This window comes from Terricaulis silvestris (assembly GCF_009792355.1).
In the GTDB taxonomy this organism is placed as follows: domain Bacteria; phylum Pseudomonadota; class Alphaproteobacteria; order Caulobacterales; family Aquidulcibacteraceae; genus Vitreimonas; species Vitreimonas silvestris.
Genome location: NZ_CP047045.1, coordinates 1,175,592 through 1,194,043, shown reverse-complemented (window position 1 = coordinate 1,194,043; position 18,452 = coordinate 1,175,592). Strand labels below are relative to the sequence as shown.

The 18,452-nt window shown below is 63.8% G+C and carries 20 protein-coding genes; 13 read left to right on the top strand and 7 right to left on the bottom strand.

Features of this window, described 5'->3' with window-relative positions; all coding sequences use genetic code 11:
* Positions 1-36 precede the first annotated feature (36 nt).
* Complete coding sequence (locus tag DSM104635_RS05770; protein ID WP_158765292.1) at positions 37-831, top strand: hypothetical protein; 795 nt, start codon at positions 37-39, stop codon at positions 829-831.
* Between the two features lie 3 nt (positions 832-834).
* On the opposite strand, the gene folE is transcribed toward DSM104635_RS05770, so the two are convergent.
* Positions 835-1,449, bottom strand: a complete 615-nt coding sequence (gene folE, locus DSM104635_RS05765; protein WP_158765291.1) for a GTP cyclohydrolase I FolE — start codon at positions 1,447-1,449, stop codon at positions 835-837.
* A 169-nt stretch (positions 1,450-1,618) separates the two neighbouring features.
* On the opposite strand from folE, the gene cysS reads away from it, so the two are divergent.
* From cysS to DSM104635_RS05750, 3 genes are all read left to right on the top strand, one after another.
* On the top strand, positions 1,619-2,995 hold the full coding sequence (gene cysS, locus DSM104635_RS05760; RefSeq protein WP_158765290.1) for a cysteine--tRNA ligase: 1,377 nt from the start codon (positions 1,619-1,621) through the stop codon (positions 2,993-2,995).
* Between the two features lie 267 nt (positions 2,996-3,262).
* A complete protein-coding gene (locus tag DSM104635_RS05755) occupies positions 3,263-3,976 on the top strand; it encodes a hypothetical protein (protein ID WP_158765289.1) in 714 nt (237 codons plus the stop codon).
* A 214-nt stretch (positions 3,977-4,190) separates the two neighbouring features.
* Positions 4,191-4,775: an RcnB family protein gene (locus DSM104635_RS05750; RefSeq protein ID WP_158765288.1), complete on the top strand. Its 585-nt coding sequence runs from the start codon at positions 4,191-4,193 to the stop codon at positions 4,773-4,775.
* A 66-nt stretch (positions 4,776-4,841) separates the two neighbouring features.
* Here DSM104635_RS05750 and DSM104635_RS05745 read toward each other — a convergent pair whose 3' ends face one another.
* Positions 4,842-5,462, bottom strand: a complete 621-nt coding sequence (locus tag DSM104635_RS05745; protein ID WP_158765287.1) for a hypothetical protein — start codon at positions 5,460-5,462, stop codon at positions 4,842-4,844.
* 165 nt (positions 5,463-5,627) lie between these two features.
* Between DSM104635_RS05745 and DSM104635_RS05740 the strand changes: the two genes are divergently transcribed.
* Both DSM104635_RS05740 and DSM104635_RS05735 read left to right on the top strand, forming a co-directional pair.
* A complete protein-coding gene (locus DSM104635_RS05740) occupies positions 5,628-6,860 on the top strand; it encodes a serpin family protein (RefSeq protein WP_158765286.1) in 1,233 nt (410 codons plus the stop codon).
* A gap of 277 nt (positions 6,861-7,137) precedes the next feature.
* Positions 7,138-7,365 carry a hypothetical protein gene (locus DSM104635_RS05735; protein WP_158765285.1) on the top strand — a complete coding sequence of 76 codons (228 nt, stop codon included), beginning with the start codon at positions 7,138-7,140 and terminating at the stop codon, positions 7,363-7,365.
* 22 nt (positions 7,366-7,387) lie between these two features.
* Here the strand turns inward: DSM104635_RS05735 and DSM104635_RS05730 are convergent, their stop codons facing one another.
* Positions 7,388-7,915 (bottom strand): GFA family protein, encoded by a 528-nt coding sequence (locus tag DSM104635_RS05730; protein ID WP_228445895.1) that lies wholly within the window; start codon positions 7,913-7,915, stop codon positions 7,388-7,390.
* A gap of 87 nt (positions 7,916-8,002) precedes the next feature.
* Here DSM104635_RS05730 and DSM104635_RS05725 point away from each other — a divergent pair, with 87 nt between their 5' ends.
* Entirely contained in the window at positions 8,003-8,761 is a 759-nt protein-coding gene (locus DSM104635_RS05725; protein ID WP_158765284.1) for a hypothetical protein, read from the top strand.
* Positions 8,762-8,840: 79 nt separating this feature from the next.
* Here DSM104635_RS05725 and DSM104635_RS05720 read toward each other — a convergent pair whose 3' ends face one another.
* Both DSM104635_RS05720 and DSM104635_RS05715 read right to left on the bottom strand, forming a co-directional pair.
* Positions 8,841-9,185 (bottom strand): endonuclease domain-containing protein, encoded by a 345-nt coding sequence (locus DSM104635_RS05720; protein WP_158765283.1) that lies wholly within the window; start codon positions 9,183-9,185, stop codon positions 8,841-8,843.
* Between the two features lie 473 nt (positions 9,186-9,658).
* Positions 9,659-10,579: a DUF817 domain-containing protein gene (locus DSM104635_RS05715; protein ID WP_158765282.1), complete on the bottom strand. Its 921-nt coding sequence runs from the start codon at positions 10,577-10,579 to the stop codon at positions 9,659-9,661.
* A gap of 153 nt (positions 10,580-10,732) precedes the next feature.
* Between DSM104635_RS05715 and DSM104635_RS05710 the strand changes: the two genes are divergently transcribed.
* The 3 genes from DSM104635_RS05710 to DSM104635_RS05700 all read left to right on the top strand — a co-directional run bounded on the left by DSM104635_RS05710 (position 10,733) and on the right by DSM104635_RS05700 (position 12,970).
* The gene (locus tag DSM104635_RS05710; RefSeq protein WP_158765281.1) at positions 10,733-11,548 is read left to right on the top strand and encodes a chromate resistance protein ChrB domain-containing protein; all 816 of its coding nucleotides are present in this window, start codon (positions 10,733-10,735) and stop codon (positions 11,546-11,548) included.
* Between the two features lie 70 nt (positions 11,549-11,618).
* Entirely contained in the window at positions 11,619-12,722 is a 1,104-nt protein-coding gene (locus tag DSM104635_RS05705; protein WP_158765280.1) for an FAD-dependent oxidoreductase, read from the top strand.
* Positions 12,723-12,784: 62 nt separating this feature from the next.
* Complete coding sequence (locus DSM104635_RS05700; RefSeq protein WP_158765279.1) at positions 12,785-12,970, top strand: hypothetical protein; 186 nt, start codon at positions 12,785-12,787, stop codon at positions 12,968-12,970.
* On the opposite strand, the gene DSM104635_RS05695 is transcribed toward DSM104635_RS05700, so the two are convergent.
* Positions 12,967-14,814: an alkaline phosphatase D family protein gene (locus tag DSM104635_RS05695; RefSeq protein WP_158765278.1), complete on the bottom strand. Its 1,848-nt coding sequence runs from the start codon at positions 14,812-14,814 to the stop codon at positions 12,967-12,969. The two genes, DSM104635_RS05700 and DSM104635_RS05695, sit on opposite strands and share 4 nt — an antisense overlap.
* Positions 14,815-14,896: 82 nt before the next feature.
* On the opposite strand from DSM104635_RS05695, the gene DSM104635_RS05690 reads away from it, so the two are divergent.
* From DSM104635_RS05690 to rpoH, 3 genes are all read left to right on the top strand, one after another.
* Complete coding sequence (locus DSM104635_RS05690) at positions 14,897-15,931, top strand: RluA family pseudouridine synthase (RefSeq protein WP_158765277.1); 1,035 nt, start codon at positions 14,897-14,899, stop codon at positions 15,929-15,931.
* Between the two features lie 93 nt (positions 15,932-16,024).
* Positions 16,025-16,306, top strand: coding sequence for a hypothetical protein (locus DSM104635_RS05685; protein ID WP_158765276.1), 282 nt, complete (start codon positions 16,025-16,027; stop codon positions 16,304-16,306).
* A 247-nt stretch (positions 16,307-16,553) separates the two neighbouring features.
* Complete coding sequence (rpoH, locus tag DSM104635_RS05680; RefSeq protein WP_158765275.1) at positions 16,554-17,468, top strand: RNA polymerase sigma factor RpoH; 915 nt, start codon at positions 16,554-16,556, stop codon at positions 17,466-17,468.
* Here rpoH and DSM104635_RS05675 read toward each other — a convergent pair.
* Positions 17,465-18,445, bottom strand: a complete 981-nt coding sequence (locus DSM104635_RS05675; protein WP_158765274.1) for a hypothetical protein — start codon at positions 18,443-18,445, stop codon at positions 17,465-17,467. The two genes, rpoH and DSM104635_RS05675, sit on opposite strands and share 4 nt — an antisense overlap.
* Positions 18,446-18,452 lie beyond the last annotated feature (7 nt).

Genomic DNA, 18,452 nt, shown 5'->3' with positions numbered 1-18,452 from the left:
CGTTAGGCTCGGTGCTGAGGGGATGAGTTTCGGCTCATGCGGATTGCGATTCACGCTGCGCTGATCCTGGCATTGACGCTGCTGACGCAGGTCGGCGCCTTGATTTACGCCGCCGCCCTCGGGACGCGCCGCTATGCGCCATTCGCGCGCACGCCGGCCGGGTTCGCTCTGCTGTTCGTCGCGCTCTACGCGGCGTCGTGGTGGCCCATAGAGCGCATCGCCGCAGTGAGCGGCCGCGCCTCCCTGCCCTGCATTGAGCGCGCCGGTCTTAGCAGCAGCGCGTTCTCGTGCGTCCTGCATCGCCACTACGCTGATGCGCGACTGGTCTCTATCGCCTCTCGACTCGCAAACGACATGGATCGGCGTTTTCCCGGCACGATCACGCGGACGCTCGATGGAAGTTTTCCGTTCATCGATGGACTTCCCCTGCCGCCGCATCTCTCGCACGACGACGGCGAGAAACTCGATCTCGCCTTTTATTACAGGCGCAATGGCGAGTACCGACCCGGCGCTCTCGCTTCGCCAATCGGTTATTGGCGCTTCGAGCAACCCGCTTCAGGTGAAGCTCAACCGTGCGGCGGCGCTAGCACTGGCTTGCGGTGGAATATGGCTTGGTTCGCGCCGTTCACAGCAGACGATCTCGAACTCAATGCCGGCCGCACCCGCTACGCGTTGCGCTGGTTAGCCAGCTCCGGAGCACAAGAGGGCGTTGGGAAGGTGTTCGTCGAACCGCATCTGGCTCAGCGCCTCAACGTGCATGGTGAGGTGATCCGCTTCCAGGGCTGTCGCGCCGCACGGCACGACGATCACATCCACGTCCAGCTGCGCTGAACCTCAGCCGTAGCCCGCCAGCTTCAAGAACCGATTCCGCAGCTCCGCATCGTCCTTGAACGCGCCGGTGAACTGCGTCGTCACCGTCGTCACGTCCTTGTGGTGGACGCCGCGCGTCGACATGCATTGGTGCTCCGCATCGATCAACACCGCGACGCCCTTCGGCTTCAGCGTTTCGTTGATCGCCTCGGCGATCTGCGAGGTCATGGTTTCCTGCGTCTGCAGGCGCTTCGCGAAAATCTCCACAACGCGCGCGATCTTCGAAATCCCGACCACCGCTTCCGTCGGCAGGTAGGCGACGTACGCCTTGCCCAGGAACGGCGCCATGTGGTGTTCGCAATGGCTCTCGACGTCGATCTTCTTCAGCATGACGATGTCGTCATAGCCCTGCACGTCTTCGAACACGCGGCTGAGCTCGGTCGCCGGGCATTCGTCGTAGCCGCGAAACCATTCGCGATAGGCGTCGACCACGCGCTTCGGCGTATCCTTCAGCCCTTCGCGTTCCGGATCGTCGCCCGCCCACGCGATCAGCGTCCGCACCGCCTCCATCGCTTCGTCGCGCGACGGCCGGTTCTCGTTCGCCTCGTCGGGCGAGCGCCACTTCAGTATTTCACTCATGGGAAACTGACGATCCTTAGTCTGAGGGACGGAGGTCGAGCCGGGAGGGTCCTCCTATGGAGGCACCCGGACTTAACGCCCGCCCGAGATGCACCCTCAGGCGACGGGGCAATCAGCGCCCCGGTTGGATATGGAGTCTACCACACCCCTCCGCTAGAACCCAACCCGCATGAATATCCAGCTCACGAACACATTGACGCGGCGAAAAGAGCCGTTCGTCCCCGCCGACCCTAAACGGGTGACGCTCTACGTGTGCGGCCCCACCGTCTACAACTACGCCCACATCGGCAACATGCGCCCGCCCGTCGTGTTCGACGTGCTCTTCCGCCTGCTGCGCCACACCTACGGCGACGACGCCGTAATCTACGCGCGCAACTACACCGACATCGACGACCGCATCATCGCGCAAGCCGTCGAGAAAAACGTGCCGATCGGCGCCATCACCGAGCAGTTCGAACGCGCCTACGAGGAAGACACCGGCGCGCTCGGTGTGCTGAAACCAACGCTCACGCCACGCGCGACGCAAAACGTCGACGGCATGATCGCGCTGATTCAAAAGCTGATCGACAACGGCAAGGCTTACCTTGTGGGCAGCGGCGTTTATTTCGACGTGCGCAAATCCGACGATTACGGAAAGCTCTCGCGCCGCAATCCAGACGATCTCACCACCGAGTCGCGCATCGAGGCCGAAAGCGACAAGAACGACCCTGCAGATTTTGCGCTTTGGAAAACCGCAAAGCCCGGCGAGCCCTCGTGGGACGCGCCCTTCGGTGCCGGCCGCCCAGGCTGGCACATCGAATGCTCCGCCATGATCGAAGCCGAACTGGGCTCACCGATCGACATCCACGGCGGCGGCATCGACCTCATCTTCCCGCACCACGAAAACGAAATCGCGCAAAGCGAGTCCGCGCACGGACACCCGTTGGCTAGAGTCTGGATGCACAATGGCTTCCTCACCATGGACGCTGCGAAGATGAGCAAATCGCTCGGCAACATCATCACGCCGCGCGAATTGCTCGAACAAGGCTGGCAAGGCGAAACCCTGCGCTGGGCGCTGCTTAGCGCGCACTACAAAGCGCCGCTGGACTGGAGCGAAGACCTGATGCGCCAAGCCCAAGCCAGCTTGGACCGCCTCTACGGCGCGCTGTTGCGCCTGAAAGATGTCGACGCCATCGACAACGAAGCGCCGCAAGCCTTCATCGATGCGCTGGCCGACGATCTCAACACGCCGGCGGCCATCGCCGAACTCTCGGCGCTCGCCACCGCCGCCAACATCGCCAAAAAACCCATCGAGCAAGCCCAAGCCAAAGGCCAACTCCAAGCCGCCGCCAAATTGCTCGGCGTCCTGCAAAACGATCCCGAACACTGGTTCCGCGCCAGCTTCGGGGACGCCGCCGCCGAGATCGACCAACTCGTCGCCGCCCGCGTCACCGCCCGCACCGCCAAGAACTACGCCGAAAGCGACCGCCTCCGCGACGAACTCGCCGCGCGCGGTGTGGAGGTGATGGACGGCGCCACGGGAAGCACCTGGCGGCGGAAGGGCTGACTTCGGAGCGCCGGCTTCCAGCCAGCATCTTCGTGCGGTGCAGGCATCGGCCTTCGACAAGCTCAGGCTGACGCATTCATCCACCAGCGCAATTCTCTCATTGCGTCACGCTGAGCCTGTCGAAGCGCGGCTCACGCACCGCGGGAGGTTGACGCGCAAATCCCAGCTGGAAGCCAGCGCTCCCAATCGAACACGCGATGTCCGCGAGACTCGTCTATTCTGAACTCGCGCAGCAATACAGCGAGGGCAGAAATGGTGCGAGCTTTCATGAACAGACGTCATCTCCTGGCGGGAGCGGGAGGGCTACTCGTGGGCTGTAGTTCGCGGCCGAAGTACCGTCTGCGCTATCGCCTTGAGATCGCCGCGCGTGTTGGCGAGCGCGTGCATACGGGCGCGAGCGTGCTTTCCATGGTCTGGGAGGATATTGGCGGTGCGGCCAATCTCAATGGCGGCGATGCATTCGTTCGCGAGCCCGATGGAGAAGCCATTGTTGTTGACCTCGGCGAACACGGAAAGCTCTTTGGACTGCTGACGGCGCAGGGGCTAGCCGATTCCGGTTTTTCCGTTTCCTCCCCCGAGCTTGCGCTCATTCCGTTGTTGTCCGAGGCAGAGCGAGAAGGTCTCACCGTTTCTGGCGATGATGTGCGCCAAGGACTTTCCGGGCTAACCGGCGTGCGTCAGCTCGCGCGCGAGCATTGGCCGGCGATGGTTCGGTTTCGCGATGTCGCCGATCGATCCACTGTTGAATTGGCCGATCCTGACAATTTGACGAGCGCGCTCGGTGCAAGCGCCGCGATCGAGGCGGTGACGGTGTCCGTGGTTGATGCGCCGGTGACGCGGCGCATCAAAAATGAGCTGCCTTGGTTGAACAGCTTACGCGGTTCACTGGTGTGGCCAGCGCCCGGTCAACCGATTCGCGTCGTGAACCGCATCACCCGAAAACACTTCATCCAGAACGAAGAGGAACGAGGAAATGCCTAGCGATCTCTTCCTGTCGATCCTGCGTGGGCGAAGTCCCATAGCCTGACCGCAGGGTTCCGACGGCGTAAAGCGAGCCCGAGACAAACTCTGGCACAACCTTATGCAGAGTCTGAGCAACCTCCCCACAGGTGGTTCAGTGTGTGGCGGTCATTGTCTGCCCTAGACGAGAGACGTCCGCTCCCCCGCGGCGCCGTTTCGTTGAGGAGCAAGACCCATGAAACGCATTACGCTCGCTGCCGCGGCAGCGCTTATGATGGCCGGCCCGCTAGTGGGCACGGCGTCTGCACAAGACTATCGCGGGCAACGCGGCGACGTCACCGACCGTGACGACCGCGGCGATCGCGGCCGCACCGACAACGATTGGAACCGCGGCGACCGCGGCGATCGCAATGATGATCGCGCCGATCGTGGCCGCGACGACAACGACTGGAACCGCGGTGATCGCCGTGGCGACCGTTCAGACCGGCGCGACCGGCGCGATGACCGCCGTGGCGACAACCGCCGTCACCGCTGGGATAACCAACGCCACAACGGCTATACCTATAACGGCCGCTGGTATTACGGCCCGCCGCCGGGCGCCTATGAAGGCCGCAACGGTTACGAGTCCGGCTACCGCAACTGGCGCCGCGGCGAGCGTCTGCCGTCCTACTACCAGTCGCGCTATCGCCAAGTCGACTACCGCCGCGAGCACCTGCGCGCCCCGCCGCGTGGCTATCGCTACGTCGAAGACGATCGCGGCGACATGCTGCTGGTCGGCATCGCCACCGGCGTTATCCTGAGCATCATCCTCAGCCAATAACGCAAACTACCAACGCAAAACCGCCCCGGAGCAATCCGGGGCGGTTTCTTTTCGTCTGCGTCGTTGTTATTGCAGCGCGGCCAATTGCGCGCGGTTCAGATCGTCCGTCGTGTAACGCCCGTCAGAGACCGCGTTCTCGACTTCATCCGGCAGATCGGCGTTCGCCGCGACTTGCGTCGCGCCCGCGCCGCTCGCGGCCGCGCCACTAGGGCTAGCAGTCGCCGAGCCCGACGCGCTGGCCGAGCCGCTCGCCGTCACGCTCGTTCCGGCAGCAGCCGCCGTCGCGGCGTCCGCCGCGTCATCGGCCGCCGCCGTGGCGCTATCAGCAGCCGCATCGGCCGTATCAAGCGCGCCGTCAGCCGGCGATGTCGCCGACGCCGTAGCAGAGCCTTGCACGGCAGCCGAAGCCGGCGGCGCATCGACGCTCGCCGCGCCAGCCACGGAAGCGTTGGCTTGATCCGGCGTCGTCGCTTGCACTTGCTCGCGCGCAGCATCGGCGGCGTCACTTGCCTCTTCTTGCGCATTCTCGCGCACTTGGTTGGCTTGGTCGATCACGGGCGCCGGCGTGACGGTCGTCTGCGCTTGGCCTTGCACGACGCCGCCTACAGCGCCGCCAAGTTGAGCAAATGCCGGAGCGGCAAACGCCAACGCCGCCGCAGCAGCGGTCGTAACCAGAATTTTCTTCATCGAGTTTTCTCCGAGGGATAAGCCGACCCGCGCCGGCATGGGGAAACGCGGCGGCACAACGCGGGAACCGGCGCATCGGCGCCACATCTTTGGTTTAATTCACAGTAACGCTGGAACCTTGCGCGGCACATTGCGCTGCGCGACGCTGCACGTCGGAGATTTCACATGCATCGCCGCTCTCTGCTCTTATCCGCCACCGCGCTCGCAATCACCGCGTGCGCCGCGCCAACGGCAAACGAACCGGACGCGCCGATGGAACCCACCGCACCACCCGCAATCGATCCCAACGACGCCGCGTTCGACACCGCGCTTTACCGCGCCGTCGCCACCGAGCCCGGCAACCAATTTGTCTCGCCCTACAGCGTCTCCAGCGCGTTCGCGCTCGTCTATCCCGGCGCCGGCGGCCAAACCGCGAGCGAGATCGCCACGGTGTTCGGCTTCGACGCCTCCGCCGAAACCGAAGCGCGCGAGACCCGCACGCTCGCAGACTCGCTCCGCGCCCAAACCGGCGGCAGCGATTTCACCGTCGCCAACGCCGCCTGGGTCGAACAAACCATGCAGCTCCGCCCCGCCTACGCGCGCACCATTCGCGACACCATCGGCGGCACGATCGAACCCGTCCCCTTCATCGCCAACCAGCCCGCCGCGCTCCGCACCATCAACGCCTGGGCCGCGCGCGAAACCCGCGACCGCATCCCCAGCATCCTCACCGAAGAGAATCCCGACCGCCGCCTCGTGCTCACCAACGCCGTCTATTTCAAAGGCAAGTGGAGCCATCAGTTCAGGGCGAGCAGCACCCGCGACGGCGACTTCTTCACCAGCGAAACAGCCCGCGTCCCCACGCGCCTGATGCGCCAACTCACCAACGCCCGCTACATCGAAACGCCCACATTCCAAGCCGCCGATTTCGACTACGACGACGGCGCCTTCGCGCTCGCCGTCTTCCTCCCTCGCCAACGCACCGGTCTCGCCGCGTTCGAACGCGAGCTCACAGGCGCGCGCTTAGACGGCTGGATGAACCAGCTCTCAAGCGCCGAGCGCCCGCGCCTCGATCTCACGCTGCCGAAAGTGGAGATGCGCGCCAACTACATGCTGAACGAAGCGCTGCAAGCCATGGGCGTGCGCGAAGCGTTCACCTACGGCGCCGATCTCGACGCCATGGCCGACGATCCCAACCTGATGATCAGCCAAGTCATCCACAAAACTTTCCTCGCCATAGACGAAGAAGGCACCGAAGCCGCCGCCGTCACCGCCATCGACATCGTCACCACTGCGGCCCCTTCAGGCCCGCCACCACCGCCGCCGATCGAGTTCAAAGCCGATCACCCCTTCTTCATCGTGCTCCACCACAAACCAACGCGGACGCGGCTGTTCTTGGGCCGGATCGCGACGGTGTAGACGTGAGGCGCGTTCCCTCTCCCGGTTAGGGAGAGGGTGTCCGTTCGCGGCTTGTCCGCCGTAGCTTTAGCGAAGGCGGAAGCGAACGACGGGTGAGGTTTACCGGCTCATCAGAATGAAACGCACATTCTTTCCGGATAGCGCAGCAAACCTCATCCGGCCGCTCCGCGGCCACCTTCTCCTTAACCAGGAGAAGGGACGCAGGCCGGCATAACATTCTGCTTCTGGCCCGAAGCGGCCGTTGCATTCGGTTCAGGAGGCGCCCTAACCAAAAGACATGTCCAAGCGACAGATTAGACTATTGGTCTTCACCGCGCTCTACCCGGCTGCCCTGGCGATGATTGCGTGGGTTGCTCTTATCGGCATCGGCGCAATGCAAGTCTATTTTTCAGGCGGCATTCCGACCGCCATTGCCGCTCTCCGGTCTTGGCCCATCATCGCGATAATCGCAGTACCTGCTTATCTAGGGATGATCTGGTGGCTCTTGCGGGCCTGGCGCGAATGACCGCTTCCGGCGAACAACAGACTCACCCCCGCTTCCTCCGCCCCTTATTCCAAACCACACCCGGAAATCCCTTCAGCGGTCCGAGCGGTTCGCCGAGATAGGTCCATTCCTGCAGCTCATCGATCGCGATGTGATAGCGCGGCTCGCGGCCGACGCCGCTGGTAAACAGCGCGCGCGGAATGTTCACGTGCTGCGCCGAGCGCTCGTACGTCACGGGCGTCCCGCACCGCCCGCAAAACCCACGCACGCGGCCGTCCGTTTCGTACCGCGTCACACAATCCTCGCCCCGCACAAACCGGAACCGGCTCTTCCACGTCCCAACATAGGTCGCATACGCCGCCCCATGCGCGACGCGGCTCCCGCGCGAATGATCATGCCAAGCCCACTGCGCCGGCACGGCGATCTCCATCACCACGTCGCCGCACGCGCACCGCGCCTCCGCCCGCGTCGGCCCCATCGTCCTTGCCCCCTTCGCCACCGCCCGCTCCTGATGCACAAACGCCACGCACCATAGCGCTTCCACGTGCCGAAACAGCGCCCGGCGCCGCATGACTGCTTTCTCTACTTACGCCAGCGCTCCGCTCATGCATCTCTTGCGCTCGAGGGACACATCTACTGGTGGAGCGAGCGCGGCCTCATGGGCGCGGTGCTATCCCTTATCCGCAACTGGCTCCTTGGCCTCGGCCTGTTCGCGGGCGGGACGGCCGCCGTCGCCGTCGCGCTCTCCTTCGCCATCGCGGGTCCGCCGACGGACGAAGAGATGTCTGCTCTCTCCGGCTTTACGGACGACGCGATGCGCGAAGGCGGCGCGTTAGCCGAACGCGCCGCCGCCAGCTTTTGCGCTGAAGTGGATATCTGCGAAACCGCGCCAGTCACGGTCGCGGAGGCGCCGCCCAGCATGGCGCCGCCGCCGTTACCGGAGCCTGAAGTCGTCCCTGAGCCGGCGTCCGAAATCGTCGTAACCGCCCCATTGCTCGGCGGCCAAGACAACGCGCCGCGCATCGAAGCACGCCGCCAACGCGCCGAGCCGCGCGGCAGCCGTCGCGAACTCCGCGCCCGCGCCGAACGCGCGCGCCCAGCGCCGTTACAAACACCGCGTCAGTCCACGATCGAGCATCTCGCCGAACGCGAAGCTCCCGCCATCCAAGATGTCCCCGCGGCGTACCAGGCCGATTTCGGTCCAGACGATCAGCAACAAGTCGCGCAACAACCCGCAGACGATCAAGCCTATTACGACGAACACTACGCCGATAACGAAGGCAGCTACGACGGCTGGGAGGATGATTGGCGCGCCGAACGCCGCGCCCGCCGCGAACAACGCCGCCGCGAAGAAGAGCGCTACTACGAAGATCAGAGCGAGGAAGCGCCGCCGGAGGAGTACTGGCCGGCGTATTGATGCAGCCCTCCCTTCTCCCCCGCGAGGGGGAGAAGGTGGCCCGAAGGGCCGGATGAGGTGGGCGAGCCTCAGAATAAAGCTAAGGCCCCACCACCTCATCCAAACTCAGAAATATGCCCTCACGATCGAACACCGCCGCGTTCGGTATCCGCGCCACCCGCCAACCTGACCGCTCCAGAAGTGCTGTGCGTTGCGCATCGAACGCGCGTTGCTCCTCGTCATCGTGCGATGGCCCATCGACCTCAATCACCAACCGCCGCGCCACGCACGCAAAGTCGACCACATACGGCCCAATCGCATGCTGGCGTCGAAACTTGATGCCGCGATATCGCCCACTCCGGAGGATTGACCAGAGCCTTTCCTCCGAACTGGTCCTGTCCTTGCGGTTGCGTTTAGCCCGCTGAATAGAGTCGTAGTTTCGCATCGCAGCGTTGATTATAGCGCCGTTTTCTGAGGCTCGCCCACCTCATCCGGCCTTCGGCCACCTTCTCCCCCTCGCGGGGGAGAAGGGATTCAATCCGACCGCCCGCACACCGCGCTACAATCCCCCATCGCTTTCGCATGGAGGGCAGTTGGATCCTCTGTTCAACCAACGCGAAGCGAGGTGATCGAGCGTGATGCTCTGATGCTTCTCCAAGCGACCGGAGAAGGCGCCACGGCCCAGAGGGCGAAAACGAGCCTCTTAAGTCCAGCGTATCGCATCAACAGCAGAAGCCCGCGGGATAGAAACCGCGAGGAGCGAGACCGGGGCCTTGTGCGAACAGCACAAACCCGCACGCCACCGGCGCACTGACCAGAGGAGTGAAAGACCTCCTTGCGCGGAGCCGGCGCAGCAGATCATCGGAGACGCGAGCGAAGCGTCGGCGCTGAATCCATTCAGCGCACTAAAGAACTAATCTAGGCGCTTTCCTCGCGTCTCCGCCCTCCATTTTGGACCGCCGGCGTCTCGCCGGTGGCGGACGAATCCGCGCGCTCAAACGCCTCCGGCTTATGCACCAGCGTCACCAGCACAAAGCTCAGTAACATCAGCAAATACCAAGCGCCCATCTTCTCGATCGGCACGACATGCCAGCCATCCTGCTGGCTCGGATAAACCCAAGCCGCCGCGAACGTGCCAAGGTTTTCCGCAAACCAGATGAACAGCGACACCAGCAACAAGCCCACCAGCATCGGCATGAAGCGCGGCTTCTTATCCGGCGTGAACACGAACCACGTCCGCCAAAAGATCAACGCCGAAAACGCAAACAGCCCAAGCCGGATATCGATGATGTAGTGGTGGGTGAAAAAGTTCACGTACGCGAGAAGCGCCAGAACCCAAGTCGTCCACAACGGCGGATAGCCGACGAACTTGATCTCAAACAACCGCATCGCCCGCGCCACATACGAGCCGACGCACGCATACATGAACCCAGAGAACAACGGCACGCCGCCGATGCGCAGCACGCTCTCTTCTGGATAGATCCAAGACCCATGCGCCGTCTTGAAGATTTCCATGATGGTGCCGACGACGTGAAAGATCAGAATGACGACAGCTTCGTCCCACCGCTCCAGCTTGGTCGCCAACAGCGCGCCCTGGATCGCAACCGAAGCCAGCACCAGAAAATCATACCGCGCGATCGGCGCGTTCTCCGGCCAGAACAAATGCGTACCGACCAACAACGCCAGCATCAGCCCGCCAAACAGGCACGCCCAAGCCTGCTTCAGCCCAAACAGCAGGAACTCATAAGCCCAGCCACGCAGCTTGGACTTGTCCGCCCACGGCCGCGCCCAAGCATCGAACACGGCGACCTGCGCCTTGATCTTGTCCTTCAGACTCATGCGGGCGGACCTCACCACAAGCCGTCGATCTCGTCATGCTTGACGTGCGGCGCGCGCGGTGGTGTCATCCGATCTAAGGGGCGCCGCGATTGCCCCGTGAGGCGACAGCCTAAAATCGCGTCCAACAGCAACCCTCAGCAAGGGATGGACGCAATGCCATCGACAACATCTATCAACGTATCCCAGCTCACACGCCTGATCGGCGTGCCCGGCGCGCCGCTCATCGTCGACGTGCGCAAACCGCCGGACGCGGCCGCCGACAGCCGCTTGCTGCCGGCGTCGCGCCAGCGCGACGCCACCGCCGTTGCGGCATGGGCACACGAACTGCGCGGCAAACACGTCGTCGTCGTGTGCCAACGCGGCGGCTCGCGCAGCCAAGGCGCGGCAGCCTGGCTCCGCGCCGAAGGCATCGAGGCCGAAATTCTCGACGGCGGTTTCGAAGCATGGCGCGACGGCGGCGGCTTGCTCGTCAACCCCGACAGCCTGCCCAAGCGCGACGCCGCAGGTCACACCGTCTGGGTCACACGCGCCCGGCCCAAGGTCGATCGCATCGCCTGCCCGTGGCTCATTCGCCGCTTCGTCGATCCCGACGCCGTCATCTTGTTCGTTGCACAATCGGAGGTCCTCGAAGTCGCCGAGCGCTATGGCGGCGCGGCCTTCGATATCGACGGCGTGTTCTGGAGCCATCGCGGCGAACTCTGCACCTTCGACGTGATGCTGCAGGAATTCGGCCTGAAATCCCCGGCGCTCGATGCGCTGGCGTTGATCGTGCGCGGCGCCGACACCGCAAGGCTCGATCTCGCGCCGCAATCGGCCGGCCTCCTCGCCGCGTCGTTGGGGCTGTCGCGAATGTTCCGCGACGATCTCGCCCAACTCGATGCCGGCATGTTGATCTATGACGCTTTTTATCGTTGGCAGCGCGACGCCGTCGATGAGAGCCATGATTGGCCTGGACCCAAGAAGGGCTAGCCGCGCGTGCTATACGCAACGGCGACAGAGGCTGGAATCGCCGCTAAGGACAGCCAGATCGAGGTTGCCGTTGCGTATCGCCGTCGTCGGATTGGGCATTGCCGGCTTGAGCATCTGCGCGCGGCTGGCGCTAGCGGGCCACGATGTCTCGGGCTTCGAGCAGTTCGAACCGATGAACACCGAAGGCTCATCGCACGGCGACACCCGCATCATGCGCATGTCGCCCGGAGAAGGCGAGATCTACGCCCGCCTCGCCAAGCGCGCTCTGCCCTTGTGGCGCATCTGGGAAGGCCTCGCCGGCAAGCCGCTGATCGAATGGACCGGCGCACTAATGGCTGGCCCGCAAGATTCACCCTTCGTCGCCGCGTGCAAAGCGATGAGCACCACGCCAGTCGCCGCACTGCGCGGCGACGCTATCCACGTCATCACCCGCGGCTACATCGCCATGCCCTACGAATGGGACGTCTTCCGCCAAGAAGACGCCGGCGTCATCGCCGCCGACGCCACACGTTCGTTCCTCACGCGCCAAGTCCAACGCTGGGGCGCCAAGCTCTTCCACGGCGCCAAGATCGAAGCGCCGATCGAAAGTACGACGCTTAAAATCAACGGCGCAGAACGCGCCTTCGACGCCGTCATCGTCGCCGCCGGCGCTTGGGCGCCGACCTTGCTGCCCGAATTCGCCGGCCGCCTCGCCGTCAAGCGCCGCATCCTGGCGTGGTTCAAGACGGAAGCGCCGCGCATGCTGCCGGTGATCTGCTGTGACAACGACGTCGGCGTCTACGGCATGTCCGCCCCGCGCGGCCTCTACAAACTCGGCCTCCACGCCGTCGGCGGCTCAACCGAACCCAACGACGTCCGCGAACCCGATGACGAAGACGCCGCGATGTTAAGCCAGCAAGCCGCGCTCTTCCTGCCCAAGCACGACCCACGCCCCGTGCGCATGTCGCGCTGCCTTTACACCGTCACGCCGGATGAAAATTTCCTCATCGCGCAAAGTAGCGCCAACGAGCGCGTGTTGCTCTTTTCAGCTTGCTCCGGCCACGGCTTCAAATACGCGCCAGTATTCGGCGAACTCGCGGAAGAATGGCTGACCGGCAAGCACTCGCCCGAACTCGAAGCCTTCATGGGCAAGCGCACGATCGCCTCAAATCGCCTGGGAGATGAAAAAACCTAGAGCCACAATCGTGTCACGCCGGAGTCACGAAGCTGTCGCCGACTCTCAGCACACGTCGCGCTATGACCGCAGAGCAATTCCTCTCCCTGGCCGACGCGCTCCGCTCCTACGCCCAGCACTCCGGCCGTGATCTAAACGCGTCGAACCTGTTCGTGCACACGATGCTGATGCGCTCCGTCCACGCCGGCGAACCCATCACGCCGCGCGATATCGTTCACCATGCGCAACAATTCAACGAAGCCGCTTAAGTCACTGCCACGATCGCGCCGACGCCCGGCCCTGCATCGGCAGCAATCGTAAACGCCGCCTCGCGCGCCACCTCGTATTGCTTGGCCAGAATGCTCGACACCGTGAAGAACTCCGCCGTTGCCTGCTCGCGCGTCAGCGTCAGCAGCAGAAACCCACGGTGCAGCGGATCATTCCACTTCACCTGAGAATTGCGCGCCATCACGCCGGCAGCGAAATCGATCCCAAACGGCGCAAAGTAATCCGCATCACTCGGCGACGTGATAGAAGTTGTGCCTAGCTCAACCGCAACACGGCCTTGCCCATCATCGATCTCATTCGCCCACGCCGTATGCGTATCCCCCGTCAGCACCAACGCATTGCCAGCCGCCGCGCGCAACGACGCCAACACACGCGCCCGCGCCGCCGGATAACCATCCCAAGCATCCGTGTTCAACGGAAACGGAAACTTGGTCAGCTTCAGCAACTGCGTCACGCCGGGACGCAACCGCTCGAGCGCCGCAGCAAGAGGCGCAGGCGTCGCGGAGAGATCCGGCGCATCGACCTTCGCCATCAGCACCTGATTGCCCAGCACTTGCCACGCCGCACCACTTTGCTTCGAACGCGCCAGCTCACCCGCAAGCCACTGCTCTTGGGTCTCGCCCATCAGCTGACGATCCGGCGCACTCAACAGCGCGTTGATCGCATCGACATCCGGCGCGAGGTGAAAGCCCGCCGGCAAATTCTGCCCCCGCGCCACCAAGCCTTGCGCACGCCGCCAATCCAGCACCGGACGCAACTCCGTGCCGACTTCCTCGTAAATCGCCGGCAATCGCTGCATCGCGGGCGTATCCGCTTCGTGATCGCGCAACGCCACCGGCGCAGCGGGATTGGCGACATTCCAGCGCTGCATCTTGATTGGCAGCGTTTGCGCGTAGTCCAGCTGTTGCGTCCGCGCCAGCAACCGCGTCTCGACCATAATCAAAGTCGCCAGATCGCCGAACTCGAACGAGCGGTTGATCGCCTCGAACGCGCGGCCCGGTTCCGGTTCGCGGATCGGCATCCATTCGTAATACGCCTGCAGCGCCGCACGCTTGCGGTTTGCGAATTCGCCCTCGGTCGACTGATGGTTCTCTGCGCCGGTCGAGAACGTATCGTTGGCGATCTCGTGATCGTCCCAAACTGTGATCCAAGGCGCGATCGCATGCGCCGCCTGCAATTCCGGTTCGGTTTTGTACTGCGCATGCCGCGCGCGATAATCCTCGACGCGGATGCACTCCACTTCCGGCTGCGGCACGCGCCCCAATTGCAGCGCTGTGTCGCCGCCATAGCCGGACAAGCCGTATTCGTAGATGTAATCGCCAAGGTGGACGATGACGTCCAAATCGTTTTGCTGCGACAGCGCTTCGTACGCATTGAAGAAGCCGTGCGAGTACGACGCGCACGACACCACGCCGAACTTCACCTGCTGCGTGCGCCCGCGATGCAGCGTCTTGGTCTTGCCGATCGCGCTCTCCGCAGCGCCAGCGCGGAAGCCATAAAAGTACGGCGCGCCGGCGCGGAGGCCCGTGACATCGGCCTTCACCGTGTAATCCCGCGCTTCGCTCGTTTCGACCACGCCGGTTTTCACAACGTCGGTGAGTTCACGATTGCGCGCGACGATCCAGCGCACCGGCACCGGTCCTGTTTGCTCCGGCGATACACGCGTCCAGATCACCACGCGATCATGCTTGGGATCGCCGGAGGCCACGCCGTGGTTGAAAGCGACAACGCCCTCATACGCCGGCGTCTCGATACTCTGCGAACATGCCGCCGCGCCCGCAGCGACAACAAGCGCCCCGCGGCGCGTGAAACCACGTTTGCTCATTCTGAGATTCCCCACGGCGTTTCGCTCCCGCGCCGCACTATGATGCCTAGCCAGACGCGCGCAAGCCGGTATGCAGAGCCACATGTCGCATGAGGATCAGGATAGCGAGGAGCCCGGCGAAACCCGCACGGCCGTCGCGCCAGATGGCGCCGGCGATCGCGTGGACGTATGGCTGGCGCAGCTCTGGCCGGACCTGTCGCGGTCGCGGGTGCAAGGCTTGATCGGCGCGGGAAAGCTGAGTGTCGATGGCGCGCCGGTAACGCACGCCAAGGATAAGCCGCGCGCCGGCGCACGCTATGCGCTCATTCTACCGCCGCCCGAACCTGCTGCGCCGCAACCGGAAACGCTGCCCATCACCGTCGTCTACGAAGACGCCGACCTCATCGTCATCGACAAAGCCTCCGGCATGGCGATGCATCCCGCACCCGGCTCGATGCGCGGCACGCTCGTGAACGCCCTGCTCGCGCACTGCGGCGATTCACTTTCTGGCATCGGCGGCGTTGCGCGCCCCGGCATCGTGCATCGCATCGACAAAGACACCACCGGACTCGTCGTCGTCGCCAAACACGACCGCGCGCACCAAGGCCTCGCCAAGCTCTTCGCCAAGCACAATCTCGAGCGCGTCTATTACGCGGTCACACGCGGCGCACCGAAAGAGCGCGCAGCGCGGATCGAGAACCGCCTCGTCCGCTCTGGCGAAGATCGTCGAAAATACGTGGTCGCGCGCGATCCAAACACGGAAGCCGGCAAAAACGCGATCACCGATTACTGGACCGTCGAAAGCTTCGGCCAACAAGCCGGCGCAAGCGCGGGCCGCCCTGCGGCGGCGTTGCTGGAATGCCGCCTTCACACCGGACGCACGCACCAAATCCGCGCGCACCTCACCCATCTCGGCGCGCCACTCGTCGGCGATCCGCTCTACGGCAAGCAGCGCGCGTTCAAAGCCGAAGGCCAGCACACCGACGAAGCTGCGACCGCGGTCGCCGCCTTTCCGCGCCAAGCGCTGCACGCCGCCGTACTCGGCTTCAAGCATCCGGTAACCGGAGAAGAGATGCGCTTCGAAAGCGCGCTGCCGACCGACATGGAAGCCCTGATCGGCGTACTCCGGAAGCTCTGAGTTTCACTGTGGGAACATGCAACAGGCACCTGCCGCGACGCAGTGAACGACCCTAGAAAGATCGCGCGGTTATTTTTCTCGGGCGGTACTCTGATGAACGTTTTGGCGAACGCGGAGCGCGTGTTGGCGGCTGTGGCCGGCTTGGCGCTGTTCACCCTCAACGATGTGCGCATGTTCCACTGGCTGCCGCGCGCCTCCGATCCGGGCAACGGCAAGACCCACGCGATCTCGCTCCAGCTCTTCGGGGCCTCCGAGCAGGTCTATGTCAGCCTGCTGGATGTTGCAGTCCGCTGGGGCCTCACCGCCCTGACAGTGGCGCTTTGCATTTGGGCCGTAGCCGAAACGTTGAAGCCGGCGAAGACCACCCCCAATTAGGGTCAACCACAATCCCTATTGACGAATCTCAGAACGTTCACGGCGCTGATTCTAGCGATTGATTTCATTTCGCTTGCGCAATTTGATTGTTCTTGGTATGTTCTCCGTCACAGGATAGTGTTTAAGCCGTCACGGCAGAGCCTTGAACGGCTCCCTATATTCAGCGCTGCGGCGGCAACTCGGACGCGCTCTCGTACGTACTAGAGGGAGCACCCGAACAGCCCGCCCTAGGAGGGGTCCAAACAGAATGGCATCAAACGCGCTCACGCTCGCACTGTCCCCGGAACAGGGGCTGAACCGGTATCTCTCCGAGATCCGGAAATATCCCATGCTCGCCAAGGAAGATGAATTCATGCTGGCCAAGCGCTGGCAGGAACACGGCGACACGGAAAGCGCGCACAAGCTCGTTACGTCCCACCTCCGCCTCGTCGCGAAAATCGCGATGGGCTACCGCGGCTATGGCCTGCCGATCGGAGAAGTGATCTCCGAAGGCAACGTTGGCCTCATGCAAGCGGTGAAGAAGTTCGACCCGGACAAGGGCTTCCGGCTCGCCACCTACGCCATGTGGTGGATCCGCGCCTCAATCCAGGAATACATCCTGCGCTCGTGGTCGCTTGTGAAAATGGGCACCACCGCCGCGCAGAAGAAGCTCTTCTTCAACCTGCGCCGCCTCAAGGGCGAGATGGCAGCGCTTGAGGAAGGCGACCTGAAGCCTGAGAACGTGGCAGCGATCGCTCACAAGCTCGCGGTCACGGAAGAAGAAGTGATCTCGATGAACCGGCGTCTGGGCGGCGGCGGTGACGCCTCGCTCAACGCGCCGATCGGCGGCGCCGGTGGTGAAGGCGAAAGCGAGTGGATGGATTGGCTCGCCGACGACAAAACCGAAGGCACGCAGGAAACCCGCCTCGCCGAGACGGAAGAGTTCGGCGCGCGCATGACCCTGCTGCAAGAAGCTATGAGCGAGCTCAATGAGCGCGAGCGCAACATCATCCAAGAGCGCCGCTTGAAGGACGAGCCGGCGACGCTGGAAGAGCTTTCCGTGCAGTACGGCGTCAGCCGCGAACGCGTGCGCCAGATCGAAGTGCGCGCGTTCGAGAAACTGCAGAAGGCAATGAAGCGCCAGGCCGTCGAACGCGGCCTGGTCGCGGGCGCCGACGCCTAAGGCGCAATACCCAGGAACGTCGCCAGGCGCGCCTGAACTTCAGGGTTCGGCGCGTCTGTGCGTCCCATCATCAGCTGCGAGAAATTGTCCGCCAGCAGCTCCTCGGCATGCAGCACGTAATTCGTGTTGGCGCCGGCCACGGCGTGAATCGCGGGCACGGCTTGATCGCCTGGAATGTCGACCGGTTGGCCGTTTTCAATCGTAACAGCGCATTGCCCGGCGGCGTTCCGCGTCGCCTGCAGGAAGCGCAGGTTGAAGTAGCGGTTGAACTGCGGCTGCGCGGGATCCCAGCGTGGCGGATTGCCGAACAACACCGGCACGATCGAGCGGCCATTCGCGTCAGGCGACGTGGCCCAGCGCAACAAGGGCGCGTCTGGATTGGTGACAGTCTGATCGCGCACGCTTTGCGGGAGCTCAACGCTGCACGGAATGAAGCCGATCAGCGCATACGTCTCATCATGCCGCGCCGCGTTGCGCCGCGACAGAACGTGGAAAAGTTCGTGAAAGAAGAGCCCATCGAGCTCTTCGTCGCTGTCGGGCAAGTGTTGACCCATGTTGATCGCGTTGCCGCGCGTGTGCGGCAGCGATGTGTCTGCGGCGCCGTTGCTCTTCACCAGAAGCACCGTCTCTGGCAGCCAACGCGCGATCGTTTGCAGCTGCGCGCCACGCCGCGACAGCATCGCTTCGAGGCGCGCGGTTTCAGCCTCCGTCCACGGCTCGAACGCGCCGGCATAGGTGCGCACCAGATCGGCGCGCGTGCCCTCAGCGGAGCGCGTGCGGATCGAAATATCCGCGGGCGTCACCACTGCCATGAACTCATCGCCAGCCGTGAAAATCGGCGCCGCTTGCGCCGGCGTGGCGATGATGAAGTGCTCGGCGCGCGCTTGCGTCGGCGCTGTTTGGGAGGTCTGCGCTGTTGCGCACGCGGTTAAACTGACGGCAACCAGTATGGCGAATGCGCGACGCGTGGCTTGCATGAGTTTC